We start from the raw sequence: 26651 nt of genomic DNA on the forward strand, positions 1-26651 counted from the left end.
GTTTACCATGTGACAACAGGGCAACAAGCCTGGCGCGAAGTTCGCGGGCTAATTGAGGTTGTGCAATGGGCTGGTAGTAAGAATCCGGTACGCACCGAAAGGGAAACGCCAACCGTGCGCAGTCTCGGCATCACACTTGGGCTTTGCCTTGCCGTCACAGGCTGCGCGAAGGCGCCACCACCGGATCTCACCGGCATCTCCGGCTACATAGCACAGCAGACCGCATTTACAGACGACCAAAAGGAATATGCCGCGCGCCACGGCGCGCTCGCCGGCTACAATGACGATGCCGTGCAGATCGTCCCGAATTATCCGAGCGACGAGCTGTTCCTCCTCGTCGAAAGCCGCTGGAACGGCACGGTCGAGGATCTAACCAAGCGCATGGCTCAGCTCACGGGCTATCGCGTTGCCGCTTCCGGCGAGAAGCCCGGCGCCCCGATCACCGTCGCCGTCAATCAAGCGGACCTCACCGCGATCGGCCTCCTGCGCGAGGGCTTCGCCCAGGCGCGCACACGCGCAACCCTCACCATCGACCAGAACAACCGCGTGATGACGATCCGCTACAAGCGCCCCGAGTCCAGCCCTGTGCCGCACCAGGATGACGTCACCCTATGAGAGCGTCCGTCCTTCTGGCGGTCCTCGCCGCATCGACCATCCTCGCCGGCTGCCAGACCGCCAAGGTCGGGGGCAAGGACAAGACCCTTGCCGACGACATCCTGGTCAACGTGCCTGCCCACACCGGCAGCACGCTCCCGCTCGCCGGCAACAACGACCTTCTGGCGAAAGGGCCGCCTCCCCTCGACTTCGCCTCCTTCTCCAAGCGCGCGCGCTCCGGCAAATACGCGACCACCGAGGTCGAGAAGATCCGCCACGAGGTTCTGCGGGACGCGGCCACCGCCTATGCCTCGCAGGCGGGCTACTATCGCCGCGCCTACGACATCATGCGCCAGCTCGAGGTGGAAAGCGGACGCCTGTCCGAGTCCTTCAACTTCAACCGCGTCGTCTACGTCGCGCCGAAGGAAGCCGGGTTCGTCGTCCCGCCGATCGTCACGCGCGGCACGTCCGCGCTCCAGATCAACGACACTGGCACCAAGAGCGTCGCAGCCGATGAATACTACCGGATCGAGGTGCCGGGGCGCCTCGTCGGCGTGGTGCCCACCTGGCGCGACTACCTCGTGCTGGCGCTGGAGCAGCCCAACGAACCCGACATCGAGTTCCTGCCCCAGGACGACGACGAGCGGCGGATCTTCGACGCCTACCTCGCCGAAGGCTGGAAGGTCGGCGAGGGCATGGCTGACGACGCCCTGAAGGCCGCCATGAACGACCTACGCCGGGACTATCTCGGCATGGTCGAATATCGCCGTCTTGTCGACGCTGGCCTTATCAAGGAGCTCGCGGTTCGCTGGGAAGAGCGCCGGGCGACCGGGGCGCCGGACGAGCTGTTCATCGGCGAGCGCACGGTTCGCATCGTGGACGCTGCGACCTTCGTGCGCGACCCGAGCCGGTGGAAGCCCGTCACCCGCCGCCTCGCCACACCATGATCGACCGCGAGCTATTCGAGACCAGCCCCTTCGATCCTGATGGCGTCTACGTCCCGGTCCTGAAAACGGAACCGGGACGCTACGATGCCGACGGCACCGAGCTGTTCGACCTCTTCGCGGCCGCCGCGGTCGCGCGTGGCGCGTCCGACATCACCTTGCAGGACGACACCCGGCCGCGCATCCAGATCAACGGCACCTGGTATTTCGGGGCCGGCAAGATGGTGTCGGCAGCCGAGAACGTCGCCATCCTCTCGCGCCTTTGGAAGGGCACGGACGCGGCCTCCCTCCTCCGGCAGGGCCGCGCTTTGGACTTCCGCTTCGAGATCCGCATCGATCGCCGCACGCGCCAAGGGTTTCGCGTCAACGCGACGCCAATCATGCGCGACGGGACGAACGGCATGGAGATCACGCTTCGCGCGCTCCCCAACAAGACCCCGACCCTCGACAGCGTTCGCCTCGAGGACGAGTTGCGCGACGAGCTCGACCACCGCGCCGGCATCGTGGTCGTTGCCGGCGCCACCGGCCAGGGGAAGTCCACCACAATGGCGGCCGTGACCCGGATGCACTTGGAGGCCAAGCGCGGCATCAAGATCGCCGACTTCCAAGCGCCGATCGAGTTCACGTTCAGCGACATCCTCGACGAGAATGAAGCAATGGCGTCGATGATCGGCCAAAGCGAGATCGGTGAAGGCCGCAATCTTCCGACCTTTGCCGACGGCATCAGGTCCGCGATGCGCCGCGCGCCGCAGATCATCAACGTCGGCGAGTCTCGCGACCGCGAAACCATGTCCGCCTCGATCGAGGCGTCGTTGACCGGCCACCTCGTCAACACCACGACCCATGCCGGCAGCGTGGCCGAGGCGCTCCGCCGAATGGCGACTGTGTTCCCGCCCGAGGAGCGCGAGGGCCGCGCCTTCGACCTGATAACCTCGCTCCAGCTCGTCATCGTGCAGCATCTCGTCCGCACGCGCGACGGTCGCGGCCGAGTGGCCGTGCGGGAATATCTGCGGTTCGACGACGACGTTCGTGATCGCTTCACGTCAGCTCCCGTCACCGCTTGGACGGGCATCGTTTCCGACCTCATGGAACGGCCGCCTCCGAACGTCCTCGCCAGGTCGTTATGGAGGTCGGCCTACCAACTCCTCGATGACGAGCGTATCAGCGAGCAGGAAGCCAAACGCTTCTTCCCGCGCTCCGTGCGCCAGTAGGCAAGGAAACCTCATGCGCAGCCTTCGTCGTCTCGCCCTATGCGGTTTCAGCCTCGTTGCCTTCGCCTCCGCGGCATCGGCCGAGACGATCGTCCCGGTGAACGACGATCCGCCGATGGCCGGGTTTCCGGAAGGAACCGTGCTGGACGTTCTAGGCGTCAAGCTCGGCATGACGCCGGATGAGGTTCGCGCGGCCTACGACGGCGAACTGAATGAGGAGCGGCGTAAAATCCGCGAGGTGAACCCCGACACCGGCGCCAGCTTCGAGATCGAGTACATCTACGAGATGTCGACGGTTTTGCCGCCCCGTCCCTTTGGCGCACCTATCACCGCCGAGAACGTCCTGGTCGTCACCTTTGGTTCGCCATTCGTCTCGAACAGGGCCGTGAAGCTCGTGAACACCTACAGGCCGCCGAGCGACACGCCTATCTCGCCGAAGGGCTTCATCGACCTGATGGAGCGAAAGTACGGGCCAGCTTCAGGGATTTTTGTGGACCAGAACCGACCAGTGTGGGTGTTCGGTTCTGATGGTCGCGTAGCGATCGACGCTATGCCACAGGTCTACGACCGAACGAACGATCGAGCTGGCTACGAAATGCCCAACAGGCATGACTACACGTTCGGGCCTATGCCGACGTGCCTTCGCGCATCGGAGTTTGAACTCTTCAAGAAGACGTCCCTACCCTACAAGTTCGACCCTGCGCGCAAACTTGAGAAGGACGGGTGCGTTGGTGGCATCGTCGGATATGCCGGCGGCGAAGCCGACACGAGCGAACGCAGGGTCATTGCTATCGATCAACGTCGGGTCGACTTGGACTTCGCCGCTTTGGACGCGGCGGTGAAGGCTGCATATTCGGCAGACCGGCCTTCCGTCATGGAACCCAAGCTCTGAACGAAGTTGCGAACCGCCATGGAACGGTGTAGTTCTGCATTCGTTCTATTTTACGACAGATCCGGTTGTTGTCGTCATTCCGTTCGATGAGGAGGGCAGCATGCCGACCATCCTGCTTCGTTGGGCTTTGCCCCACCGTGGCCCCTGCACACATCTGACGGGTTTTGAATACAGGCTCCGCATCCTAGTGTTCGGTGCTTTGTATTTCGCCGCCCTCCTGCCGACGGCGATCGGCGCTGTCTTCATCGCCTTCGGTGCCATTCCCGGCCTCCTCATTATGGTTGGCCTTTCGGGTGTGATGAACGGTGAATCAATCTGGGTCTTGCAGGGCGAGATCATCATCGTTTCGCTCGCCTGCGCCACCTGTCTGTTGACATACCTGTTCAGCAGGTTCTTGCAGCATCAGTATCTGACATCACGAGGCCGCAAGCGGTTTCAATAAGAAAGGGGGGCACTGCCCCCCTTTTTTATTTGCCGTCCTTCTCTTTTAATTCCCTACGAGGCAGTATGGGACGAGTTCGCCGGTCATAGTCGGTGATCGCCCGATTACTGGTGGCTCCCACGGCCTTCAGGGCATTACCTGTAGTCGCGCCGCCAGCAGCCGCACCAATCCGTGCGCGATTGGCTGTCCCATCATCGAGGTCGACCGCGACGTTATCGAACCAGCGGAGCACACGGCTTGGGAGTTCGGCCGCCAAGCTGAACGATCGCTCCAGCAGGATGAGATAGAGAAACGTCATCATGATGAGAGCTGCGAAGATCCCAAACCACGATATGACCGAGAAGTAGCTGTCGGTAGTTAGAGACTGTGCGGCCGTCATGGCGTAATAGAAGCCGCCGTTGATAAGCGTGCCCATCACACGAAAGATCGCCATGCCGGCGAGGAAGCCGAACAGCATGAGAACCGGCGTCAGGAAGAGGGCCAAGAGGAGAACGTAGCCCTTCCTCGCGTTCGGCCCCACCATGCCCCCGTTCCGATCCATGGAGAGGTGCGCGATCGCCCACAAGGGGCCAGCGAAGATCGCCTCGACCACAAGCAGCAGGAAAGCCCCGATAGAGATGACCCAGATGAGGGTCGGCACCAAAGGCAGAATGAAGGAGATGAACATGCCGATGAAGGCTGTTCCGCTCAAAATCCAGCCAAGGACAGTACCGACAAACACCGTGCCACCCCCCAAGAACGGGACCATCGCTGTTATAGCCAGGGCGCCAATCGCTGCCACGGCGGCAACCGCCAGCACGCGGCCTACGGTCATCAGGGTGAGGAGCGGATCTTGATTAAACCCTCTGGCCGGATCGAGAAATCTGAAGGCGTCGAAGAAGCCATTGGGTGAAGGCATCCAGGCCGAGAGTTCGCCCGCCGTGTCGGCATATGCCTGACGCTCGTTCGTAAATGCCTGGATATTGGACCGCGCAACCGACTCGTTCCACCAGTTCACCGCGATGTTGTAGGTGTTGAGGACTTCAGCCAGGAACTCACGCGTGTCGCCATCGCGGTCTCCCCACCACCAGGTCGACATCTGCGATCGAACGGCCTGGAACGTCGAGCCGTTCGTATTCGAGGCGTTTCCGATGGCATCACCCGGAGACGCGATCGGCATCATCTGCATGATCGCCGAGGCGTCGGCCGAGAACCGCGACACGATCGCGTAGTAGAAGCCTGCCTGGGTCCACCCGCCGTTCTTCATGTTCGCGGCCAGTTGGGTGTTCGACACCTGCTGGTCCGTCTTGACGAGCGACTCTTCGGTCGACCGCTGCGCTTGTTCCTCGATTGTCGTGACCAGTGCGTTCGTCACAGCTCGATGGCGAGCCCGCCAAGCTCGCAGGTCACGGCCGAGGTTGCGCGGTGCCGGCAGAGTTTCGCGCTTGCTGGCAGCGGCAGCTACGGCTTTGGCAACAGGCGTAAAATCATCCAGCGTCGCATCGATGGCGTCCTTCATCCCGCTGTGCCAAGTCTCGTAGGAAGACCCTGATGCGGTCACGACCCGCTCAAAGCCAGCGGGAGCCTCGGGAAGGCTGATCTTGCCGCATGCCGCGATGCGATCCGGTATGGAATACTGGTACGTATCAGGGGTCTGCCCTGACCAACTTCCCGTCATCGGCGGGAGGTCCCCGCCTTTGGCGACCTCCTGATTGTAGGACGCGGTGCAAAGCTCCATGCGCCAAACGGCCTGGAGGAATTGGGCATCGAGAGAGGCATAGTCCGGGGTGGCGACCGGGAGACGGTCCTGCACGATGGCATCCACTGTCTCGTCCCAAAAGAACGAGCCCGTCGCGGTGCCGGCATTCACGACATAGGCGATCGCGTGCTGCGCGCCGTTGTAGCCCGTCGGCAGAGGGATAAGGCAGGCGGCCGCGACGATCATCCGGATCGGGGACCATAGCGACGAGTGACGCTGGCCCAGGACCGAACCGTCATGCGCCGTCTCCGTCACGCCGACGATGATGTTGTAGACCAGGAGCAGGAGCCCGATCGCGAAGAAGATCACGTTGAAGTTCGCGATCAGCCTCGACACCAGCGTCGACGACTGCCCACCCATCTCCCCGACGACAGGGAAGAGCGGGCCGAACACCATATTGAGGTATTCGTTGGTTTGGGGATCGCCCTGGCCGCGAAAGATGTCGACGAGGCTGATGTCCGCCGCCGCCGCGGCCGAGGCCGAAAGGAGCAACCAGACGAGCGTCGCGGGAAGACGGTTCATGGCCTCTCCTTCTCCATGATCTGCATGTTTCGCGGAAGGCGATGGTTCAGATACTCGACGGGCGCACCGAAGCGCCCTTGCTGGATCTGCCAAGCCCGGAAATCGGCCACCAATGCCTTCACCGCCATGAAGGAGGCGCCGGCACAAAGGCCGATGCCGAACGGGAGGGTGAGGACGTCGTAGAGCGCCGCCAGAGGCACGGCGACGATGAGGGCGACGGTCATCACTGCGAACACGCCCCGGTCGCGTTCCCAAGCGAACAGGGCGGTTTCGATCTGGTTCGCGCTCAATCCGCCTGAGTGCGCTCGAAATCGCTCGATCCCGCCATCCTCGTCCCGGCCGAAGAACCCCCGCCGATCGAACGATCTAGGGCGCAGGGACGCGATCCCCTCCGCAGCCCCGTCGTAGCCCTCTTTGGCGACCTTGGACGCTAGGTCTACGCCCGGTGCCCGGAAGACCCTCCAGCGTCTTTTTCGGTGAGGATCGGCCATCCTACTGTGCTGCCGCCGTATCGAAGCCGGTCGTGATCGCGGTTCCCGATGTGTCCCGGTTGTCCAGGTCTGTCGCGAGGTTGGTCGCATTCACGACGGCATCTCGCTTCAGAAGCTGGAACATCATCCAGTTCACATGGAGGTTGAGCGCGTTCGTTAGTGCGATCTCGCGCGAAACCGCTTCAGGGGCCATCGTCGCGAGCTGCTGATGCCAATCAGGGTTTGCAAACCGCGACTGGACGAAAATGTCGATGACCTGCTGGTTCGAGACCTTCGCACCAATCTCCTCGGGATAGGTCTTTGGTGCGGCCTTCTTCGCCCATTCGACCATACCGCTGCCGCCATACGGCGCAGCGAGATCGCCGAGATAGGCGAACGTCGCGTGAGATGCTGAGCGCCGTGCCTCGTCAATCTGACGAGCGGCTAGCTGCGCTTTGCCCTGCGGCGTTTTAAGTTCGTCCTTTGTCAACGGCCTCGCGGGGGTCGGATCGACGACATTGTTCAGAAGGCGTGCGGCGGCCTGAGCCGTCTTTTCATCGGACGTGTCGAGGGTTTGTCCATCGAGCAGAAGCCGAAGATCCGTCGTCGGATCGAGGCGTCCACCGTGCCCTTGCAGCGCTTCGCGGTCCGCGACAATCACTTGTGCGACGGAAAGCCCGCCTGCCGCGACGGCTTGGCCCTCCCGACCATTGCCGCGGCTCCAGTTGCGGGACGAGTTGACGAGATCATTGCCGCCAACGCCTTCCGAGCCGCCCCCGCCGCCGCCGCCGCCGCCGAACTGGATGATGCCGGACAGATCCGTACAGGCCGAAGCCGCCGGATCGTAGCGTCCGCCCTCGGCCTTCGCGCGCGCGATGTAGCGCTGACGCATCGTCTCGTTCTGCTGCGCGGCATCCTCGACGCGCTGCTGCGACTTTGCCGTGCGCGTCTCATAGCCGGAAAGCTGCGCCGTGCTCTGGCCGAGGGCTTGAACGATCGCCTGCTGCGCCTGCTGGACGGCAGCGGTGGTCGCATCGACCCGTCGGCCGAGGTCGACTCGCAGATTGTTCACGGCGCTGACGACGCAGCCGTCACAGACCGCGGCGGCATCCTGCGTTCCCCCGAACAGAGCCGTGGAGGCGGTGAGCGCCGCCAGCGCGAGAAACCGCTTCATCGGCCGCTCCCATAGATGCGCTCGTACTCGTCGCGGAGCTGCGTGCCCTCGCCGAGATCCTCGCGCGTGTAGAAGCTCGGGCTTCCGCCCTGCGAGCCGAAGCCCACAGTCGGCGTCGTGAACTGGATCTGCATGCCGCCACCTGAACCGCTGAAGCCAGGGATGCCCAACCGATCGAAGCTCGGAAGCTGCAAGGCGGCCGTCAGAGGCTCGGTGATCTCGGCCCACTTCTCCTGCGCGAACGAGCAGAGCTGCTGTTCGGCGCCCGCCACAGCCCCATTCAGGAGCGACTGGAGGTTCGGCAGCGAGATCATGGTGTCGAGGTTGATCGAGAACAGATCATCCAGGCACCCGAGACCCGAGACGCCCGCCGGCAGCTTCAGCGCCGCCTCGGCGCGCTTCACCTCGGCCTCGATGCCAGATCGGATCGCCTCCGTCAGCGTCGACGCCACGCTGCTATCGCAGCCGGCGCCAGCGTTCTTGAAAAGCTGCGCAATCGCGTCCTGTGCCTGCGCAGGCGCGACCGGCAACGCGCCGATCGCCGCGATCGTCGCGATCGCAAAACCACGAGCCAACATCATGACCCCCCCAAATTCGCGCGCTGCCCTTGGAACGGCAGCGTTTCCTGAATGACTACCGCGCGCTTCGACCCGAGACCGGGGAAGCCTTCCGTCGCGTCGTACATGCCGTCCTGGTAGTAGTTCGTGGTGTCGCCGGTCCCCCCGGCCCACTCCACTTCGCCACCGCCCACCCAGGTCTCGCCCGCATGCTTGCCCATGCGGTTCAGGAGGTACTCGTTGAGCTTGGTGGCGCTGCCGCCGTTCGCCCGGATCGCATCGGCACTGAGACCGGAGGGGCTGAAGCCGGAGGCCGCCCACCGGTTCAGACCGGGACCGCCCAGGAAGTGCGCGGCCGAGAGAAGCCCGTCCGTCGTAATCGGGCGACCCGCAACCTTCGAGCCGATCGCGCCGCGCGTCGTCGAGCTGAACCCATTGAGGTTCCGATCGGTGAACCGCTTCATGCCGGCGTCTTGCAGATTTTTGCCCGCCTGCGTGTAGCGCAGGTCGTTGAGGTTGTTCACGCCCGCAGCGCGCGCTTCCGGCGTGAAGGTGTAGCTCGACCATTCCCGCTTCGCGCCGCCGGTATAGGTCATGTAGCCCAGCCCGGCGAAGGTGGACGGTATGAACTGGTATCGGCCGAGCGCCTTCGTGGTGCCCGCGTGGTTGAAGACGGAGTAACTGCCGCCGGACTCGGCGCCCGAAACGTTGTTGATGTAGGACTCGCTGGCAAAGCCCAGCGCGGTCGTTCCAACCAGAGCCGCGATGATAAGGGACGCGCGAAGGAGCTTCATCACCGCAGCTCCGGCAACTGCGTTGAAGGCGGCGCTTCGGCGATGACGCGCGGGGTGCCGGCAGGGATGACGTCCATCGGCAGGATGTGCTCGAGCGTTTCGCCCGTCGTGGCGCTGACCACCGACACGTCCTGCGAGGTCTGGATCTCCAGGGCGCGGAAGCCATTGGCATCCGTGCGTCCGTCACCAACGCCTGCGTCGGGTCCGATCGCATAGAACTGCTGGATGACCTTGCCGGCGTCCGTCACCAGAAGCGGGCACTCGTCGTTGCCGCAAACCGCGATGCCCTGCATGAAGATCAGCGTCTCGTCGCCGTTCATCAGGTTGACGTCGAGGGCGTCGATCGTCGGGGCGTCCGAGGTGCCGGCGACGTCGGGCTGGTTGGCATTCAGCCACTCGACCGCCAGGCGCATTTCGGTTTCGGTCGCCGGTCGCCGTGTCGGATAGCCGCCATAGAGGTTCGGCTCGTACTTCGCGCCGCCCCACTGCCATTCCCGGTTCTTGGAGAAGATCGACTTGAGGCCGGTCACTTCGTCGACCTCGCCGAGCTCGATCTCCTTTCCCGGCCCCCGCCATACCTCGGCCCATTCGCCTCCGGTGTGGTAGAGAACCGCGACCGAGCAGTCCCGCTCGCAGCTCGGTCCGAACCCGATCTTGACGGCCAACTGGTCCGTCGCCCCCTCAACCGGGTCGCGCAGCCAGATCCGCTCGGCCGAGACGTACTGAAACTCCGGCTGATACATCCGCCGCGCAATCTGCGTGGCCGTGCGGTCCTCTTTCTCGAACCGCACCTTTTCGAGGCCGACGCCTTCCTGCGCAAAACCCGGCGCCGTCATGGCGAGCATGACGCCGATCGCCGCCCCCGCAGCGAACATCCCCCTGGATTTCATCGAGACACCTCACGCACCAAATCATCGGCAAGCTGCTGGACGACGTTCTCGCGCGCGCGATCGTCGATCGCGGTGCCTGCGTCCTCCAGATCGGAAAGGCGGCGCTCCAGCGTGGCGCGGGCAGAGCCGCCCGGGAAACGCTTCGCCAAGATCGCCCGGGCCTGTTTCGAGCCGAGACGATCGTAGAGCATCCGGCGCAACGCGGCGTCCTCGGCCGTCGTCGACAGCGCCCATAGCTCGTTCGGCCCCGGCTGGTTCACCAGCTCTTGGACATACGTGCCGCTGCGCAGCTTCATCATGGCGAGGACCGGGGCGCCATCAGCCGTCGGTCCCGTGAGCCCGCGCATGACCTCCTTGATGGAGGGGCCGAGGTTGTAGTCCTTGCAGATCCGGTCGCGGCTTTTCTCGGTCGGGACGTTGCAGAACCAAAAGGTCGAAGCCAGCTCCTGAATGGCTGGGTCGAAGTCTTCAAGGAGCTGCGACGCGAGGAGGATCTGGACGCCGTTCTTTCGGCCGACGCGCACGTCCTGAACGATCTGATCGCGAATGCCGAGCCCGCCGGTCAGGTGGTACTCGTCCATGCCAAAGAGCTTGGCCATCTGCCGGTTGTTCTCGACGCGCCGGAGATGCAGCGCGCGGGCGCCTTCGGCGAAGTCACCGTGGAGCGTCTTGCCGCGGATCTCGTCCGCATCGAGCCAGAAGTCGGTGGTCGTCGCCTGACGGGCGACCATGTACATGATCGCCGCCTGGCGCTTCGCCTGCGCACCGGAGGTCGTCACGACGTCCGCGAGATCCAGCGAGATGATGCGAGCGTTCGACAGGTCGAAGCGTGTGGGCTGCGCGAGGATCGGGAAGTCTCGGGCCGCCGAGGTCATCATGCGCTGGAACGCGCGCACGACCGTCTCGCCGGTCGGGGTCCGCATGTCGCGGAACTGTTCCGAGACGGTCTCCTCGTTCGCCATGAGGACGAGATCGGAGAGAACCGGCACTGCGAAGCGCTGCGCAAGCGCCGCTTCGTGCAGCTTGCCCTTGGTGCCGAGGAAGTCGGCGACTTCCCACCACGTCGTCTGCTTGTCGCTCTGAAAGCTTAGCGCCTTCAGCGCCGCGTCGACCTCGTGGCTTTCCGTATACTGAAACTTCTTCGCTCCCTCGTCCGAGAGGCGGAGGTAGGCGGCATCGATCGAGGCGGCGGCGACCTGCGACATGCCATCATAGGACTTTTCCTCGCCGTCAGGCGTGCAGATCAGCGTCACGAGGTTGACGAGGAACGCGCGCTCGTGCGCCAGCGGGAAGCGTAGGAAGAGCTGGGTGTCGAACGGGTTCATCGCGTTCGAGCCGTCCATCTTCAGGCGATGGTAGACGGCCTCATGCCGGCGATGCACGGGAAGCGCATCGCGGATCATGAGGATCAGGCCCGAACTCGACGGCCCGATGTCGATGATCGAGATACGCGGCAGGAGACCGCCGTTGTCGTCCGAGCGGCCCGATTGCCGGCTCAGCGCCACCGCAAAGCAGATCGTGTTCAGAAGAACGGACTTACCGGCCCCCGGCGTGCCGGTAATGATGTCCACCCAAGAGAGCTGCTGTGCCGAGCCCGGCTGATAGGGCCAAAGCTTGCCGTCCTTCGTGCGCAGGAGAACCGCGCCGCGCGACCACGGGCTTGCGGGCCGCGCGATCGGCGCCATCGCCAAGGCTTCGGAGAAGGATGCCGAGGCAGCCGGCGCCGTCGAGGCGGCCGAAATCCCGACCGCCGAGGACATCACGCATTCCATCGGATCGCCCGAAAGGGCGTCCGTCTGGCAGTTGCCCCACCGCTCCACCGTGCGGCGGAGCTGCGCCACATGCCGGCGAAGCTTCACTTCCTCGCTTTTGTCGCACCACACGGCGAACGAGACGCGCCAGCGCACCACCGTATCGCCCGCCCCATCGCTCTTGCGAAGGCGCTCGAAAGCGTCCCTGATCCGCGTGTTCGAGATCGGGGCCGCCCAGGTGAAGAGCTGGAGGTATTGCTGCTTGAAGACCTGCCCCTGAAACCCGCCCGCGTCGACCATCATCGAGCAGCGCCAGGACATGCGCTCCTCGCCTTCCAAGACGCTGCGGATGAGCTGGTTGAACTCGACCACGACCTCCGGGCCGAGCGTGATGTCGAAGCCTGAGAACACGTAGTCGCCGAGACACACCGTCGTTTGGTCGAGGACCTCGCCGTGCTCGGTCATCACCTGCCGCGCGATGATCGGCCAGAGAAGGTTCGTCACGTCGCCCTGGCTCAGCTCGCGCTCGCGCGAGGGCATGCGGGCGCGCACGTAGTCGCCAGGCAGCGTGCCCTTCCACGTCTTGCCGTTCGGCATGAAGGCGGGGTTCATGATCCCGCGCATGACCGACAAACCCTCATGGGTCGTCAGCGGCTTGAGGACGATGCCTTGGGTCGAGAACTCGCGCACCAGCGCGTCGCTGACGCTCATGTGGCGCGTCAGGAGGCTATCGAGCGCAAGGCTCGGAAACTGGCCCTCGCGCATCGGGGGCGAGCCCTTCAGGCGCTTGGACACGCCGTTGGCGGCTTCCTTGCTTTCGGTGCGCGTCATCAAGGACGGGCGCGACCAAAGCGTCAGGTAGCAGCGTTCGCCGGACAGCTTGAGGGGAAGGAGCGCGAGGCGCTCCGAGAGAATGTCGTCGAGGTCGAGGCCCGTATCTTCCGCGTTCCGCCGCGTATGGCGGATCGCGCGAGCGATCTCCTCGTGCCCGAGGTCGGGCGACTGCGTGAAGAAGAACTCGATCGAATGTCCGGGCCGCGTGAGATAGGCACTCAACGCGACCCGGAGCCGTTCGACGGACTCAGTAATCTCCAACGGCCCAGGCAGAGACCTGAACCCGTCGAGCTCGAAGAGGCTGGCAAGGCTTCCATCGTCCGAGACGAACGTCGTCTCGTTCTCGGTCGAGATCAGACGGCAGTAGCCGTCCAGCGACTTGCGGAAGACCGACCGGCCAAGGAAGCTTGCAACCCCATCGAGCAAGGACAAGGAGCTTACTCGACTTCGCGCAGCGTGCCGTCGATCGACGAGCGCGTGCCGCCGTCACCGAAGAACGTGTCGACCGACAGGCCCATGAACACCGGCAGTGCCAGCAGCGCGGCGGCAGCGGCGCCCCACTTGAAGGCGGCCATCGGCGAAGCGTTGGGATCGTGGTTGTTGCGGCTGTTCTTCCAGAGAACGGTGATCGCGACGATCGCCGAGATGACGCCGCAGATGAAGGCGGCGGCGAGCAGGAAGTCGCCCATCGGGCCGAGGAAGCCCGTGCGGACCGTATCCATCGTGCCGCCGAAACCGGCTTCCTGAGCGTTGGCGGTGCCCGCGAGCGCCATCATGGCGGTGCTGACGGCGAGAATGTGAAGCTTCTTCATGAGACCCTTACCCTACGACCAGGCTTTCGATCATTCCGACGAACACCACGATGTTGATGGCGAGCGTGCCGCCAATCAGGTGCGTGGCACCCTTTCCAACGAGACCGGAGCCTGGGTGAACCGGCGCTGCGTTGAGAAGAAACAGGCCCCGGATCATTCCGATGAGGCCGATGATTTGGACGATGCGCAGGAGCGCGACGACGATGGAGCGAGCGTTGTCGTTCGTCATCGACTGCATGGCTTCCGGCGCGTAGGCGAAAATCTCCGTCGGCTGAGCGGCCGTGGAGGTCATGAACAGGGTTTCGAGCGAGGCACCGACAACGGCGGGTAGCCCCAGCAGGAAAGCCCCGATCACCCAATGCGCGATGACCGCTCCCTTGGAATGGGAGCCCGACACGAAGCGGCTTGGCGTGTCGCCATGCTGGGCTGCGATCAACACCCCGCGGATCAGCAGCACCGTTCCTGCGATGAAGCAGAACGCCACCAGGAGGGCCTGGAGCGGAGGAACGATGTCGCTGACGCGCTGGATGAAGTCCGCAAAGCCCTGCATCAGTTCGTCGCTCCCTCTTCGGGATCGACCTTGGCGGGCTTCTTGGCTGGCGCGGCCTTCTCCGGCGCAGGCGCTTCAGTCACCGCCGCCGGGGTGACGACAGTATGCTTCGCCCGCGTGAGAAGCTGCGGCTGTTGCGTCTCCTCGCCATACACTCCAGATGCGTCCGGCTCGATGGGGAACTCCGATGCCGGATCTTCTTCCACCGGCTGCGTCAGAGCGCCGACCACATCGCGCCGCGTCGCTTCGTTCTGAGCATGGAGAGCCCGGATATGGGTCGCGAGCTTCTGGATCACGCCATCGTGATTAAGAAGGCCGTCCATTTCTTCCTTCAGCCGCTTGTTTTCCGCCTCTACGACGTCAAGGCGTTGGGCAAACACCGCTAATGCGTTCTGAAGCTCGTCATTCGAGGGCTTCGGGGACGGGGTTAAAGCGGCCCTTAACTCCGATGCAATACTATTGGTCTGGATCGGATCGTATGTTTCAACCGCGCCAGAGACGTAATTTGCGATGACAGCGCCACCGAGGATCAAAGGACAAACGACTAGAAGAGAAATAAGCGCGAGGCGCTTACGCTCTGACTTCCTTTCGCTCTTGTTGTTTTCCCAACGGGAAACGATGTCACTTGCCATTCCGAACCCCGTTTGCGTTCCCGTACGCTTATGCTATGTCTTGTTTGTCACGTTTTTGCACGCGCCCTGCCAGGCACCTAACCCTTTTTTAACACAAGTTAGGCGTGCGTGAGGCGGCAAATCGGATGGTAAGGTTACTCGTAGTCCTGGCGTGTAGCGTGGCTGCTACACCTTTTGCCCTCGCTCAGGATCAGCGAGCGGCTCCTATTTCCGTGCCCAGCAGCCTGTCGCGGTTCACGGATGTGCGACCGGGCGTGCCTCTTGGCGTGCTCCAGTCGTGGATCGTGTCAGAGGGCGGCCAGCAGCGCGTAGTTGTCACAACTCAAGATGGTTTTACGGTCGTCGGAGATGTGATCGGCCCGCAGGGTCAGGACATTTCCTCTGCCCTCTTGGCCCTTTCCGGGTTGTCGCGGCCGCAGACGATCCCGCCCAATCCTCAGTCATCACAGCTCACGATGCCCCCCGCGCAGCCGGCGAGCCCGGCTGCGGCGCCGCAGGCCATGACCCCCTCCCCCGCTTCGCCGTTGCAGCTTCAGACGGCAGAGCCGGCATTGCAGCCGCCAGCAGCGGTCACGCCCTCGCCGCTCGCTTCCGCAGCTTCAGCGGCCGCGCCCGCAGGAGCTACGCCGCCGATCGTGATGGAAAAGGCGCAGTCGCTCGACCAGCTCCTCGAGCAGGCGATCGACGTCAGCGCGTGGTTCAGCGCCGGAACGCCGAAGCCCGGTGCGCCGGTCATCTTCTTCATGGCGGACCCGACCTGCCCGCACTGCGCGGTCGCCGTCGACATGCTGAAGGACAAGATCCAAGCCGGCGACATCGATCTTCGCGTCATCCTGGCCCCGATCCGCAGCCAACAGGCCGTGTTCGAAGCGGCGTCGATCCTGCAAAGCCCGACACCGGGCGCGGACTTCATGAACCACGAGCTGTCCAAGACGACCTCGACCGTCAGCACGTTTAAGGTTCTCCAGCCGTCAGAAATCCAGCCGGATGTCGTTCGCGCCCTCCAGCGCAACGTCGAGTGGATGCGCGGCAACGGCATCCAAGGCGTGCCCTTCTACATCTACAACACGGCCGAAGGCGCGAAGGTCGAGTTCGGTGAGGTGAAGGACAGCATGTTGGCCGCTGCGATCCCGGTGCGCGGCTCGGTCCAGACGGCGGCCCAGGAGCCCAAGCCATGAGCAACGCGGGCTACGGCAATGCCGAGAGCGTGCTGGTCCGCTCCAACACCTACAAAGCCGCACTCAGGGCGATGACGATCTATGCCGCCTGCGCGACCGCCGCCGCTGTCGTCAGCACGTCGGTCGCCCTGTATGTGACAATGGCGAGGCCCGAGCCTCGCTACTTCGCCACCACGTCGAACGGTCAGATCCAGCTGCTCACGCCGCTGGATCGGCCACATATGTCCGCGGCCGACGTCCTGAACTTCTCCGTTCGAGCCGTCACGAACTCGCTGACCTACTCGTTCGACAACTACCGGGCTCAGTTTCAGGAGTCCCAGCAGTATTTCAGCCAGCCTGACGGTTGGAACTCCTTCGTGGAAGCCGTTCAGCGATCGAAGGCCCTCGATCTCGTCCGAAACGGGCGCTTCAACTCCAGTGCCACCGCATCGACGCCGGTCATCGTCAGGCAAGGTGTGAATGCCACCGGTAGCTACGAATGGATCGTCCAGATGCCGATCCGCATCTCCTACCAATCCGCTTCCGAAGTCACCGGCCAGTCCAACACGGTCACGGTGCGGCTCACCCGTCTTCCAACCTACGAGACGCCCTATGGTATCGCCATTTCGCAGTTCAATGCAGCAGCAGGCGGGTAAGTCCGTGCGAGCGTTCTCGGCCGCCTTCTTGGTCGCGTTGCTGACCGCATCGACGGCGCTCGCGCAATCGCCTGTCATCACGACGCCCGTCAATCCGCCGGATGAGGTAATTGAGGATCTTCCCGCGGCTAATGATGAAGCCACGTCGGTCGAACCGAATGTCCCGCCTCCCCGATCGTCGGCTGCGCGCTCGGCTTCGGGACAGGCTACCCAGTCGCGCCGCCTTTTGAACAGCCTCAATGATCTCGACCGACCGCTGACGCCCGAAGAGATCACCGCCTACGGACAGTCCCTTCGCGACCAGTTTCCGCTCGATCCCTCGCTCATTCGCGACTATCGGCGCCGGCTGAACGAAAGCCAACGCGCCGCAGCCGCGCCGCCGAGCGGCATTCGCCCTGAAGCGATCAGCCAGTCCCTGCGCGTGTCGCTCGACACGCGCGGGCCGACGCCGCAGCTCGACACGTCTCCGGGCACGGTCTCGATCATCTCGTTCTTCGATCAGACCGGAGCGCCTTGGCCGATCGCGTCGTTTGTCATCGGCCGCGAGGACGCCTTCCAGGTCAACGCGATGCAGGAGGGATCCAACCAGCTCGCGGTCGCCCCGCTGGTGGTTCACGGCTACTCCAACCTCGCAGTCTCGCTCGTCAACGAAGACCAGCCCCTCGTGATTGACCTCGAAACCAACGAGGCACGCTCGCACTACCGTCTAGATCTTTCGGTGGCAGGGCGAGGCCCGAACGCGATCGTCCCTGCCGTTCAGACCCGTGAAGCCAAGCAGAACGCCTCCGACGAGCTGATGATGGCGTTCGTTCAAGGGTCGGACATCCCGAAGACCGCCCAGCGCCTCAGCACGGACGATAGCGACGTCGCGGCCTGGCACTTCAACGGCAATCTCTACGTCCGCACGAACCAGACGCTTCAGGCCCCGTCCTGGTCCGCCACCCTTTCGGGACCGGGCGGGATCAAAGCCTATCGCCTCCGCCCCGCTCCGCTCGTGCTGATTACGCGCAACGGCCAGATGACCAAGGTCAGGATTTCCAAGTGATGAGCGACGATACCTCCGCCAACGAGAACACCGATGCGGCGGCCGACGAGGCTAAGATCGTCAGCCCTGACGCCGCTTTCGAGGGCAAGGGTGCTGGCACGATCAATCGGTCCAAGCCGCGGCGCAGCAAGGCCCCTGTGATCCTTGGCGCGATGCTGATGGCCGGTGTTGCAGGCGCCGTTTTCGTCGTCTTCTCTCGGGGCGAGGAGAGCCCGTCTTCGCGGATGGTCCGCACGCCTGAGAACATCAACACGACCCCTGCCGGCGAGCAGCTCGCCTCGTCTGAGCGCTACCGCAATTCACTCGCCTCCTCGAACCAACAGGGTTCGGAAGAAGCGGCTCGCACGCCCGACCAGAGCTTCTTGGCAACTCCCGATGAGCCGACGCGGCCGATCGATCCACCCAAGGAGCCTATCCCCGTTGTCGCGCCCACTCTTCCGCCTGCGAACGAGCGCAAGGTCGAGTACAAGGATAGGATCGTCTATCGCGACCGCCTCGTCTCCAACGTCGCAAACCAGATGCCGCCACAGCCGGAGACGGATTGGGAGAGCATCGACGCCATGGCCAAGCGCATGGCGGGTCAAGCCAAGGGGGCGGCTGGTGCATGGGGTGCTGGTCCCGCCAAGAGCACGATCGTCATAGAGCAGGACCTCTATCAGGCGCCTGACGGACGCCGCACGGGCGTCCAGGTGCGTGCGCCGGGCTCCCCGCAGACTGTGACCACCTCGAGCAGCTCGCGTAACCGCAGCCAGCTCGAAGTCGGCGACTACGTGGACGAAGCCGATCGGCAGGTTCTGCGGGACGGTCGCTCGCAGCGGGATCGTCAGGCCACGCACAGCCGCAATCCCTCGCCCGTCGAAACCATTCCGCAGGAGACGAGCTACCAGGCCGACCTCGACACGTCGCTCCCCTACCTGTCCGTCGCGCCCAGCGAGGACGAGCCTCGCTTGCAGGTCTCAACCGGACAGCCATACGGCGCCGGACAGCAGGTGTTCTCGGGCGATTACTACGCCACCGCCGGCTCCATGACCTACGCCGTGATCGTCAACGGGGCGGACACCGACACGCCAGGGCCGGTCGTTGCCAAGGTCATGCGCGGCCCCCTGAAGGGGAGCCGCCTGATCGGCACGTTCCGCGAGAACGACGAGACGACGGCCATGGTCGTTCAGTTCGATCGCGTGGTTCTGCCCGATGGGACGAACCTCGACGCCAGCGCCTACGCCATCGATCCCGCGAAGGGCACCCTGGCGGTCAAGTCCGAGTACGATGCTCGCTTCCTTCAACGCTACGGACCGCAGCTTGCCGGTGCGTTTCTCAGCGGCCTCGGCAACACGCTGGCGCAGACCCAAACGACCATCGTTCCGCTTGGCCTCAGCGGCGCCGGTATCGCTCGACCCAAGCCGCGGATCGAAGAGGGCCTCTATGCCGCTGCGGGCCAGGTTGGCGACCAGTTCGCGAGCGAGATCGAGGATCTTGGACCGGATGGTCCGATCGTGCGTCTGAACGCGGGCAAGCTGATCGGCGTCCTCTTCACCGAAAACGTCCAACGGTTCTGACATGGACAAGGACGACGGGATCTTCGGCACGCCGATCGAGTGGCGTTACACGATGCGCAATCCCCGCCTCGCGATCTTCGACGCGAGGCTGGTGTTCTTCGTGGCGCTCCTGTTCCTCCACGCACGCCTATGGACCGCTCTGCTGCTGTTTATCGGGGTCGCGGCGTTTTGGGGTATGGAGCTCTACGGCTACCGCTTCTCGTCCTCGATCCGGGGCATCCGCGCCCGGCTGGCCGGTCCTATCCGCCCAGCTCGGCCAAGGTCTCAGTATCGGGCGGCCGTGGATTTCGGGTTCGAGGGGCATCCGTTGATCGGACGAGCTGGCCAACGGACGCTTCCGATTGCCAAGCCAGCCGGGAATGCCGCGAAAGGGAAGGCTCCCCTCCCCTCCCCTCTACCGGCCGAGTAGTGACGATCGATCGCGCTCGGCGCGGTCGAACTGTTGCTGTGCCTCGTCGTGCTGACGTTCGATCTCGGCGACGACGGCAACGGCTTCCCGCCCGACAGCTTGGCAGTCGGGCATCACTCCAATCGCTTCCAGCTCGGTCTCCATATGCGCGCGGTACTCTGCCGCGATCACCGCATGGCGTTCCTCGTGCGCTCTTACGTAGTTCAGGAAGCGCCGCCAAGCGGCTACGGTGGCTTCATCCGCGCCGCGCGATGAGACCCATTCTGGCAAGACCATCGTGGCCGTCAGACGAACGGTGATGCTTCCAAGAACACAGCCGGCGATGGCTTGGACGTAGCTAAGCTCGGGTTCGAAACGGAACGTCGCGGAAGCCGCCCCATGCGCTCCGGCGCCAAGCATTCGCGACTGGTCAATCACCGACGCTCGCAGTTCCGCGATGGTGCTGCCGTGGACCGGATAGGTCTCGATCTCACGAGCGACCACGGCTCCTGCTTCGGCCGTAGCCGAAGCAGCGAACAACGCAATCGCTGCGAACGGGCCTCGCGTAGTCCACATACCCCTACCGAGGTTCGTAGATCCCTTGTTCCCGAAGGATCTTAGTCATGGCCTGCGGATAGGACAGATTGTTGTCCTGGCAGTATTTCACGAAAGCGTTCGAGACCGACAGCTTGACGCGCATGTTAAGGCTGACACTCGGTTCTGTATCACGCTCCTTGCGGAAGAGCCGCTCTTCGGGTTCCCGCTTCGTGAAGCCATTGCGATCCGCAATCGCTTCCGATTTTTCGTTTCCAGCGGCGACCGGCTTTCCGTCCGGCACCGAGGCGACAAGGGAGCGCAGACCACTCATGCCGCAACCTCAATCTCGTTGCTAAGAATTGATATGACCTCTTTCGTGAACTCTTCCGAGTTTACGATTGCATTCGGAATGCCGGAAACCTCTTTTGCGTCTAGCTCGTACAACGTGAGCTTACGCGCAAACATCGCCTTGTACGCAGACCTTTCGCATACCTTAGTGCTCATGCACGGAACGGATGCGTAAACGAGATCATTCGCGATCTCCTTCTCCATCTTTGAAGGCATCAGAGCCGCCGTGCGGGTGAAGACAACTCGGTAAGGGATAAGCCGACCCAAACCTTCTTCCTCCTCACGGATGAGCTGGATAGCACGGGCAGCCTGGTTCGCATCGACTGTACTCGCCTGAACCGGAATGAGCACAAGATGCGCACGTTGCAGCGCGCGTGATGTCATACGACTAGCCGTGCCCTCAAGGTCAATGACAAGAAACTTCGTCTTGCCCCTGAAACTCTCAATTCGGCTATAGATCGTGCTTTCAGTGACGTCCCCATGAACCTCGACCGAACTCGTCGAGTCTCCTGTACGCCATTCAGCAAGCGGCTTGTTCGGGTCGCAATCCAGTATCGCAACCGTAGCGCCCGCTTCGGCAAGGGTCGTAGCAAGGACAAGAGCGGTCGTTGACTTACCCGCTCCACCCTTCGGATTTGCAACTGCAATGACCTGCATCGTTCGGTCCCGGTTTTGGTTCAATCATCATGGCGACGACTAGCGACCAAGAGCAATCAAAGGCGTGTTAACGCTCTAAGTCGCGCCTGCACGCGTCAATTTGCAACAAATTACACCAAACAGCTTTCGCAACCATTAACGTGCTCCATGTCGGTCGCAACCGCTGTTTGATGCAAGCACGGCCTTCCAAAAGCTACTCAATGCGTGTGACCGCTACGGCGTGCTCCCTATGGCTACAGCTACCATTCGCCCGCAACCGCGTCCACCCTGTTGCGTCAGCGTTCATGCTATTGCGCTTTGATGCGTGCGAGCGCGATATGTAGCGTTCGAATGCGTCTTGTTGCGTTCTAGTGCGTTCAAGTGCGTTCGCCGCTGGGAGAGCGAGTGCTTCTCCTAACAATGCACTGAGGAGCTTGTGTCAGCGGAACTCAGTCATGCCAGCATCGGCTTGCATCGCCGTAACTAGCCTCAGACCTTTCGTCAGATGTCGAAGCAACGCCCTCTCTGTATCGAGGGGGAAGTTCCGTGACGGGCAAATCGCCAGCCTCAAACGGCTTCCCGCTGGACCATGGAAAGGCATTCATGCCTAGCCCAACAGCCCCCGTGATACCGGCGAAAATCAGCTTGCCGAACCCCTTCTTGAAGGCCCCCAGGAACGCCCCGAGCGGTTTGAACACCAGCATGGGTATGATGAGAAACGGGATCAGGAAGATAGCCACGATCAAGGGGACCATCGCCTCCAGCATCGGATCGCCGGCATAGCGCAGTCGCAGCTTCGGATTTCGTGCAGCCGCGAATGGGATCAGCGCCTCCATGAACCGCACATACTCGCCAGATCGATCGATGGCGGTATCGCCCTGCCAGTCCACCGAGGAAATATCGCGGGTGGACCAAAGCGTCCTCAGTCGGGCGCTGTAGACCGGGAATCCTGTGGTCCCAACGCCGCTCGTGTGATGGAGGTGCAGGAAGCGAAACGCGGCCCAGGGGATCACGCGAACCCGACCGTTGCGCTCGACCGATAAGCCCTCGAATGCGATCTCGAAGGCGGTCTCAATCCAATCGAAACCACCGCCATGTTTGGCGAGCTTGGCCGTAAACCGATAAGCCGGAAGATCGCGGCCTTGCACTCGTGCGCTCCAACAACGTCTATCAGCCGGCAGCGCTTGGTTTCTGGTGTGAGCGCCATCGACGCTGCCGATTTGACGGCTAACGACGATGGTCGGTCAATAGCGGAAGCGGACGGAACAGTCCGTCCGGAAGGGAAGCTACGCGATCTTGGAAGGGTAGGGGGCTGCTTCGGACGTCCGGTCGATCACCAGCGCCGGCGCAGAAGCCGGACGCGCGCCATTCGGCGCCGTCTTCGGCTTGTACGGGTCAATCGGACCAGGACGCCCCAGGTGATAGCCTTGCACCTCGTCGACGCCGCTGCGCTGGGAGAACTCCAGTTGCTCCTTCGTCTCCACACCCTCCATGAGGATGCGAGCCCCGCGGCGGCGGATCAGCGTGATGATGTCCTCGAGCAGCATTCGCCCTTCGGGACGATCGGCATCATGGAGAAACGACTTGTCGATCTTCACCTTGTCGAACTCGATCGTCCGCAGCCAGCTCAACCCGGCGAAACCCGTCCCGAAGTCGTCGAGCCAGATCCTCACGCCGAGATCCTTCAGCTCGCCTATCGTCTGAAGAACGTCCGCATCGATCTCCAACTGAAGGCCCTCGGTGATTTCGAGCGCAAGCCGATGACCCGGCACTTTCGTTTCCAGCAGGATCTTGGCAACCTGCATGGAGAAGCCCTTCAGCTTGAGCTGGATTGCCGAGACGTTGACGCTTACGAGCGGGACGATGCCCGGGGCCAGCAGATCGCGGCATACCGTATGGATCGCCCATTTGCCCAAGGGAACGATCGCGCCCGTTCGCTCCGCGACAGGGATGAACTCGGCCGGGGAAACGCTTTGACCTTCCGGGGACTGAAGACGCATCAGCGCCTCAAAGCCCTTCACCTCGCCGGTATGCGCGTCCACGATCGGCTGGTAGGCGAGCGATAGGAGGGCTTGGCCTAGCGCCTGCTTCAGGATACCGGCGACCCGATCAGACGAGTCGTTGTGCAGGGGGTTGTTGGCGTCGTAGACGATCACGCTGTTTCGACCGGCTTCCTTGGCGGCATAGAGTGCCTGGTCCGCCTCGGCTACGAGCTGCTCGACCCGGTTCGCTACACGGAACCCCGTGTAGCTCATGCCGACGCTCACCGTGACCATGGGAACGCCGTCCAGCCTGAACCCATGCTCGATGTGGCTGTTCTCGATCGCCGCTCGAACGCTGCCTCCAAACGCCAAAGCTTCGGCTTCGCCCGCGACCGGGACGATCGCCATGAACTCCTCGCCACCATAGCGGCCAAGGCGTCCCCCATGGGACTGCACGACAGCGCCGAGGATCTTGGCGACGCTCTTCAGGCAGTCGTCTCCCTTAACGTGCCCGTGCCCGTCGTTGAACTTCTTGAAATGGTCCACGTCGATCAGCGCCACCGCGAAGGCGGTCGAGTCATCCCGCCACTTCGCCCAATGGACCGCTAGACCCTCGTCCAGCGACCGTCGATTTTCCACCCCGGTCAGGTAGTCGGTTCTGGATTGCCGGTGAAGCTGTTCCCCACGCTGCTCTTCGGCCGCCTGGTAGAATTTCGCCTCTAGCTCGTTGAGGAACACCCGGTAGCGCTCGTCCGTCATGCGCAGGTTCACAATCAGCGTGAACACGAAGCAGGTGAGGAAGAACGAGGAGTAGAGGACGATCTGTGCCGGCTGGTATGCGCCGGACTCGTAGAGGGCGGAGACCATCACGAGGAGGAGGGCGCTGCAAACGATGAGCGACACACGCAGCCGGTAGGCGAAGAACAGCGTGGCACTCGCCATGAAGACGTTTCCGTAGAGAACGTAGGTCGAGAACGTATGCTGGTTGTGGGTCATGCTGGCGGTGGCGATCCAAACGCCAAAGACAACAAACAGGCAGAAGGCCGATGCGATGTCGAGGACTTCAGCGCCCGCGCCTCGGCGGAACAGCATTTCGATCAACGTCACGCCGAGGGCGCCAGACACGATCCGTCCTGCAATCGTCAGGTGCGCCGCGTCCGGCACAACGACCACATCAAGGAGCCCGAAGATCACGTAGACGATGATGCCGGCCCACGAGCCTTTGCGAACAAGTTTGCGACGGTCGGTCTCGCGCGCGGCCCAAAACGCCGCGCGAAGGTCCTTATCGAAGGGCTGCATGAAGCCCCTGGCCTTTTCACGGCTAACGGCGCTGATCGCAGTGTCCATGTCGCTACCTTCACCCGAATCCGAACCGCAAGCTTGATGCGGCCAGCGACGAAAAACCAACGCCGAGGAATCAAGCACACCTACGATTAGAGCTTAGGGAAAAAGCAATCGTTGCTTGGTGTGGTTAGCCATCCACTACCTTGGCGAGAATGGGGCCGATCACGAAAGCGTCAGAGTTAACCAATCCCCAAAATGCCACACGCGTGATGCGATTATGGCCACGACACGGCGACGCCGCATCGATAGGGTTAACTCAACGTTAATTTGGGTTGCCAAAATGAGCCTGTCCCCAACGCACTTCGACGGCGAAAGCCTCATTACGCCCGAGCTTCTGGCCCAGCATGGCCCGTTGGCCATCGAGATGGGCCGCACGTCGGATGATCCGGTCACGGACATCCTCGCAACACTGTCGATTTTCGAGGTCCTTTTTCAGAACCGTTCGGACACCGCCCACGTCCTTACGGAGATGGTCGTCTACATCAATCGCGAGCGGAAGCGGCTCGGCCACGGGACGTGGAAGGCCATTTCACCGATCCTGCGGCAGCACTCGATCTGCGCCATCCTGCACCAGGATCCATTCACGGATTGGTCCTTCCGCAAGCCGCGCGGCTATTCCGGCGATGCCCACCTTCTCGATTACATCTACCTCCATCCCAACGTCGAAAAGTCGGTTTCGGGGGCTTCCGCGCTCGGTCAGCGCCTCTACGCCTACTCCAAGGACGTCTCGTCATCCGTTGCCGTCCGCGAGCGCCGCGATCTCCTCGCAAAGCTCGTCGATGAGACTGCCGCCCAAGTCGGACCCGAAACCGAGATCCTCACGCTTGCAGCCGGACACCTTCGCGAAGCCGAAAAGTCGGAGGCTTTCCGCGATGGCGGGATCAAGCGCTGGGTCGCGCTCGATCAGGACCCATTCAGTGTGGCGGTCATCAACCAGCAGTTCGGCGGGACCGCCGTCGAGCCGCTCGACGGATCGGTGAAGGGCTACCTTGCCGACGCCTATGAGCTTGGACAGTTCGATCTCGTCTACGCAGCAGGGCTCTACGACTATCTTCCGCGTGCGGTTGCGATCAAACTCACCCGCAAATGCCTTCAGTCGCTGAAGCCGGGCGGGACGTTCCTGTTCGCCAACTTCGCCGAGGACATGATCGACGACGCCTTCCGCGAAACGTTCATGAACTGGGAGCTGCTTCTGCGCTCAGAGGCAGATATGTGGGACATCATCAATATGTCCGTCGACCGCAATAAGGTCCAAGCCGACGTCTACACCGGCGAGAACGGCGTCGTGATCTACGGAAAGATCCAGCTACGCGTTTAAAGCGTGCTCGGACAAGAACGGCAAAAGGCACGGCAGCACGAAAAACGCTGCCGTGCCTTTTTCGTACCCGCTCCACAGCAGGCCACCGCCGCATCGTGATAACTAGGGGTGTGCCATCGCTGCATCAAGCCGGATCGCGAGCACGCTTGCGATCCCCACAGGCTCGCGCCGTAACCCTTTATTCAGAACCCGTCGGTTGTGTTTTCGGGGATGAGATGGTTAGGCCAACGGGACGACCTCGCGAGCGCCGCTAATCTCAGTTGTGAACCCTCGTGACAATCGGACGACGTTTCGGCCGAAGGAGCTACGCTTATGGAAAGCCTACCCATCCTTCGCGTCTTTGCCGTCCTCGACCCCAATGCGCGCGATGGGATGATCCCACAGGTGATTGCATTCGAGATTTGGGACGGAGCGAATTTCCTTGCTGCCTGCGGCACGTCCGCAGCCGTCGGGCCGACCATTGAGACCCTTTTGACCAACTACATCGCCCAGGCGGTTCACGCATATCCAATCGGCAAGCCGATCGTCATCAATCACGGCCAGACCGCGCTCGCGCTCGACGATAGCTGCGACATGGAGCAGGACGAGGCTGAGCATTCCAACGTCGAGGTGCTCACATTCACGATTGACTGCGATGCAGTAGGGCAGGGCGCAAGGCGCTTTGCTGTGTCCTCGTTCTCGGTGCTCGACGTTATCGACGAGGATCTGGCCACGTTCGCCCGCAACCCGGCTCCCCAGCTCCTGAAGGTCGCTCTGGCCACCATCGACATCCCCCGGCGCATGGGCTGGGTTGAGCGCGTGTTCGACCGCAAGCGGACGTTGGAAGCCAAGTACGTCGCCGCGCTGACCTACTAGTGCGCCGGTAGGGCGGATGCCG

At 62.9% G+C, this 26651-nt stretch carries 27 protein-coding genes; 12 read left to right on the plus strand and 15 right to left on the minus strand.

The features are described 5' to 3' along the window. The first annotated feature begins 114 nt into the window (after window positions 1-114). The 5 genes from O5O54_RS19550 (at window position 115) to O5O54_RS19570 (ending at window position 4083) form a co-directional block, all read left to right on the plus strand. Complete coding sequence (locus O5O54_RS19550; RefSeq protein ID WP_279483533.1) at window positions 115-615, plus strand: DotD/TraH family lipoprotein; 501 nt, start codon at window positions 115-117, stop codon at window positions 613-615. Next, window positions 612-1541: a type IV secretory system conjugative DNA transfer family protein gene (locus O5O54_RS19555; RefSeq protein WP_279483534.1), complete on the plus strand. Its 930-nt coding sequence runs from the start codon at window positions 612-614 to the stop codon at window positions 1539-1541. The genes O5O54_RS19550 and O5O54_RS19555 overlap by 4 nt, the downstream gene beginning before the upstream one ends. After that, window positions 1538-2749, plus strand: a complete 1212-nt coding sequence (locus O5O54_RS19560) for a type IV pilus twitching motility protein PilT (RefSeq protein ID WP_279483535.1) — start codon at window positions 1538-1540, stop codon at window positions 2747-2749. The genes O5O54_RS19555 and O5O54_RS19560 overlap by 4 nt, the downstream gene beginning before the upstream one ends. 13 nt (window positions 2750-2762) lie before the next feature. Next, window positions 2763-3641 (plus strand): hypothetical protein, encoded by an 879-nt coding sequence (locus O5O54_RS19565; RefSeq protein WP_279483536.1) that lies wholly within the window; start codon window positions 2763-2765, stop codon window positions 3639-3641. Window positions 3642-3741: 100 nt separating this feature from the next. Then, on the plus strand, window positions 3742-4083 hold the full coding sequence (locus O5O54_RS19570; RefSeq protein WP_279483537.1) for a hypothetical protein: 342 nt from the start codon (window positions 3742-3744) through the stop codon (window positions 4081-4083). Between the two features lie 25 nt (window positions 4084-4108). Here the strand turns inward: O5O54_RS19570 and O5O54_RS19575 are convergent, their stop codons facing one another. From O5O54_RS19575 to O5O54_RS19620, 10 genes are all read right to left on the minus strand, one after another. Then, the gene (locus tag O5O54_RS19575; protein WP_279483538.1) at window positions 4109-6343 is read right to left on the minus strand and encodes a DotA/TraY family protein; all 2235 of its coding nucleotides are present in this window, start codon (window positions 6341-6343) and stop codon (window positions 4109-4111) included. Beyond that, the gene (locus O5O54_RS19580; protein ID WP_279483539.1) at window positions 6340-6633 is read right to left on the minus strand and encodes a hypothetical protein; all 294 of its coding nucleotides are present in this window, start codon (window positions 6631-6633) and stop codon (window positions 6340-6342) included. Before O5O54_RS19580 ends, O5O54_RS19575 begins: the two co-directional genes overlap by 4 nt. Window positions 6634-6835: 202 nt before the next feature. Next, window positions 6836-7987 (minus strand): hypothetical protein, encoded by a 1152-nt coding sequence (locus O5O54_RS19585; protein WP_279483540.1) that lies wholly within the window; start codon window positions 7985-7987, stop codon window positions 6836-6838. Beyond that, a complete protein-coding gene (locus O5O54_RS19590; protein WP_279483541.1) occupies window positions 7984-8568 on the minus strand; it encodes a hypothetical protein in 585 nt (194 codons plus the stop codon). Before O5O54_RS19590 ends, O5O54_RS19585 begins: the two co-directional genes overlap by 4 nt. Further along, window positions 8565-9338, minus strand: coding sequence for a hypothetical protein (locus O5O54_RS19595; RefSeq protein WP_279483542.1), 774 nt, complete (start codon window positions 9336-9338; stop codon window positions 8565-8567). The genes O5O54_RS19590 and O5O54_RS19595 overlap by 4 nt, the downstream gene beginning before the upstream one ends. Beyond that, entirely contained in the window at window positions 9338-10228 is an 891-nt protein-coding gene (locus O5O54_RS19600; protein WP_279483543.1) for a hypothetical protein, read from the minus strand. The genes O5O54_RS19595 and O5O54_RS19600 overlap by 1 nt, the downstream gene beginning before the upstream one ends. Further along, on the minus strand, window positions 10225-13245 hold the full coding sequence (locus tag O5O54_RS19605; RefSeq protein WP_279483544.1) for a hypothetical protein: 3021 nt from the start codon (window positions 13243-13245) through the stop codon (window positions 10225-10227). Before O5O54_RS19605 ends, O5O54_RS19600 begins: the two co-directional genes overlap by 4 nt. 5 nt (window positions 13246-13250) lie before the next feature. Continuing rightward, window positions 13251-13625 (minus strand): hypothetical protein, encoded by a 375-nt coding sequence (locus tag O5O54_RS19610; protein WP_279483545.1) that lies wholly within the window; start codon window positions 13623-13625, stop codon window positions 13251-13253. Between the two features lie 7 nt (window positions 13626-13632). Further along, the gene (locus O5O54_RS19615) at window positions 13633-14109 is read right to left on the minus strand and encodes a hypothetical protein (RefSeq protein ID WP_279483546.1); all 477 of its coding nucleotides are present in this window, start codon (window positions 14107-14109) and stop codon (window positions 13633-13635) included. A 65-nt stretch (window positions 14110-14174) separates the two neighbouring features. Beyond that, a complete protein-coding gene (locus O5O54_RS19620) occupies window positions 14175-14807 on the minus strand; it encodes a hypothetical protein (RefSeq protein WP_279483547.1) in 633 nt (210 codons plus the stop codon). A 212-nt stretch (window positions 14808-15019) separates the two neighbouring features. Between O5O54_RS19620 and O5O54_RS19625 the strand changes: the two genes are divergently transcribed. The 5 genes from O5O54_RS19625 to icmT are packed head-to-tail and all read left to right on the plus strand — an operon-like array spanning window position 15020 to window position 19630. Continuing rightward, the gene (locus tag O5O54_RS19625; RefSeq protein ID WP_279483548.1) at window positions 15020-15985 is read left to right on the plus strand and encodes a thioredoxin fold domain-containing protein; all 966 of its coding nucleotides are present in this window, start codon (window positions 15020-15022) and stop codon (window positions 15983-15985) included. Then, the gene (locus tag O5O54_RS19630) at window positions 15982-16620 is read left to right on the plus strand and encodes a type IVB secretion system apparatus protein IcmL/DotI (protein WP_279483549.1); all 639 of its coding nucleotides are present in this window, start codon (window positions 15982-15984) and stop codon (window positions 16618-16620) included. Before O5O54_RS19625 ends, O5O54_RS19630 begins: the two co-directional genes overlap by 4 nt. Continuing rightward, a complete protein-coding gene (locus tag O5O54_RS19635; RefSeq protein WP_279483550.1) occupies window positions 16601-17665 on the plus strand; it encodes a DotH/IcmK family type IV secretion protein in 1065 nt (354 codons plus the stop codon). Before O5O54_RS19630 ends, O5O54_RS19635 begins: the two co-directional genes overlap by 20 nt. Further along, window positions 17665-19221 (plus strand): DotG/IcmE/VirB10 family protein, encoded by a 1557-nt coding sequence (locus O5O54_RS19640; RefSeq protein ID WP_279483551.1) that lies wholly within the window; start codon window positions 17665-17667, stop codon window positions 19219-19221. The genes O5O54_RS19635 and O5O54_RS19640 overlap by 1 nt, the downstream gene beginning before the upstream one ends. A gap of 1 nt (window position 19222) precedes the next feature. After that, window positions 19223-19630, plus strand: a complete 408-nt coding sequence (gene icmT, locus O5O54_RS19645; protein WP_279483552.1) for an IcmT/TraK family protein — start codon at window positions 19223-19225, stop codon at window positions 19628-19630. Here the strand turns inward: icmT and O5O54_RS19650 are convergent. The 5 genes from O5O54_RS19650 to O5O54_RS19670 form a co-directional block, all read right to left on the minus strand. After that, window positions 19616-20113, minus strand: coding sequence for a DUF922 domain-containing protein (locus O5O54_RS19650; protein WP_279483553.1), 498 nt, complete (start codon window positions 20111-20113; stop codon window positions 19616-19618). The two genes, icmT and O5O54_RS19650, sit on opposite strands and share 15 nt — an antisense overlap. Before the next feature lie 76 nt (window positions 20114-20189). Further along, window positions 20190-20477 carry a hypothetical protein gene (locus O5O54_RS19655; protein ID WP_279483554.1) on the minus strand — a complete coding sequence of 96 codons (288 nt, stop codon included), beginning with the start codon at window positions 20475-20477 and terminating at the stop codon, window positions 20190-20192. Continuing rightward, window positions 20474-21151 (minus strand): ParA family protein, encoded by a 678-nt coding sequence (locus tag O5O54_RS19660; protein ID WP_279483555.1) that lies wholly within the window; start codon window positions 21149-21151, stop codon window positions 20474-20476. The genes O5O54_RS19655 and O5O54_RS19660 overlap by 4 nt, the downstream gene beginning before the upstream one ends. 428 nt (window positions 21152-21579) lie before the next feature. Continuing rightward, on the minus strand, window positions 21580-22278 hold the full coding sequence (locus O5O54_RS19665) for a hypothetical protein (RefSeq protein ID WP_279483556.1): 699 nt from the start codon (window positions 22276-22278) through the stop codon (window positions 21580-21582). Between the two features lie 138 nt (window positions 22279-22416). Then, the gene (locus O5O54_RS19670; RefSeq protein ID WP_279483557.1) at window positions 22417-24459 is read right to left on the minus strand and encodes a bifunctional diguanylate cyclase/phosphodiesterase; all 2043 of its coding nucleotides are present in this window, start codon (window positions 24457-24459) and stop codon (window positions 22417-22419) included. Window positions 24460-24736: 277 nt separating this feature from the next. Here O5O54_RS19670 and O5O54_RS19675 point away from each other — a divergent pair, with 277 nt between their 5' ends. Further along, window positions 24737-25774 carry a class I SAM-dependent methyltransferase gene (locus tag O5O54_RS19675; protein ID WP_279483583.1) on the plus strand — a complete coding sequence of 346 codons (1038 nt, stop codon included), beginning with the start codon at window positions 24737-24739 and terminating at the stop codon, window positions 25772-25774. 312 nt (window positions 25775-26086) lie between these two features. Further along, a complete protein-coding gene (locus O5O54_RS19680) occupies window positions 26087-26629 on the plus strand; it encodes a hypothetical protein (protein ID WP_279483558.1) in 543 nt (180 codons plus the stop codon). The last annotated feature ends 22 nt before the right edge of the window (window positions 26630-26651 follow it).

Origin of the sequence: Aureimonas sp. SK2 (assembly GCF_029813115.1) — a bacterium.
GTDB lineage: Bacteria > Pseudomonadota > Alphaproteobacteria > Rhizobiales > Rhizobiaceae > Aureimonas.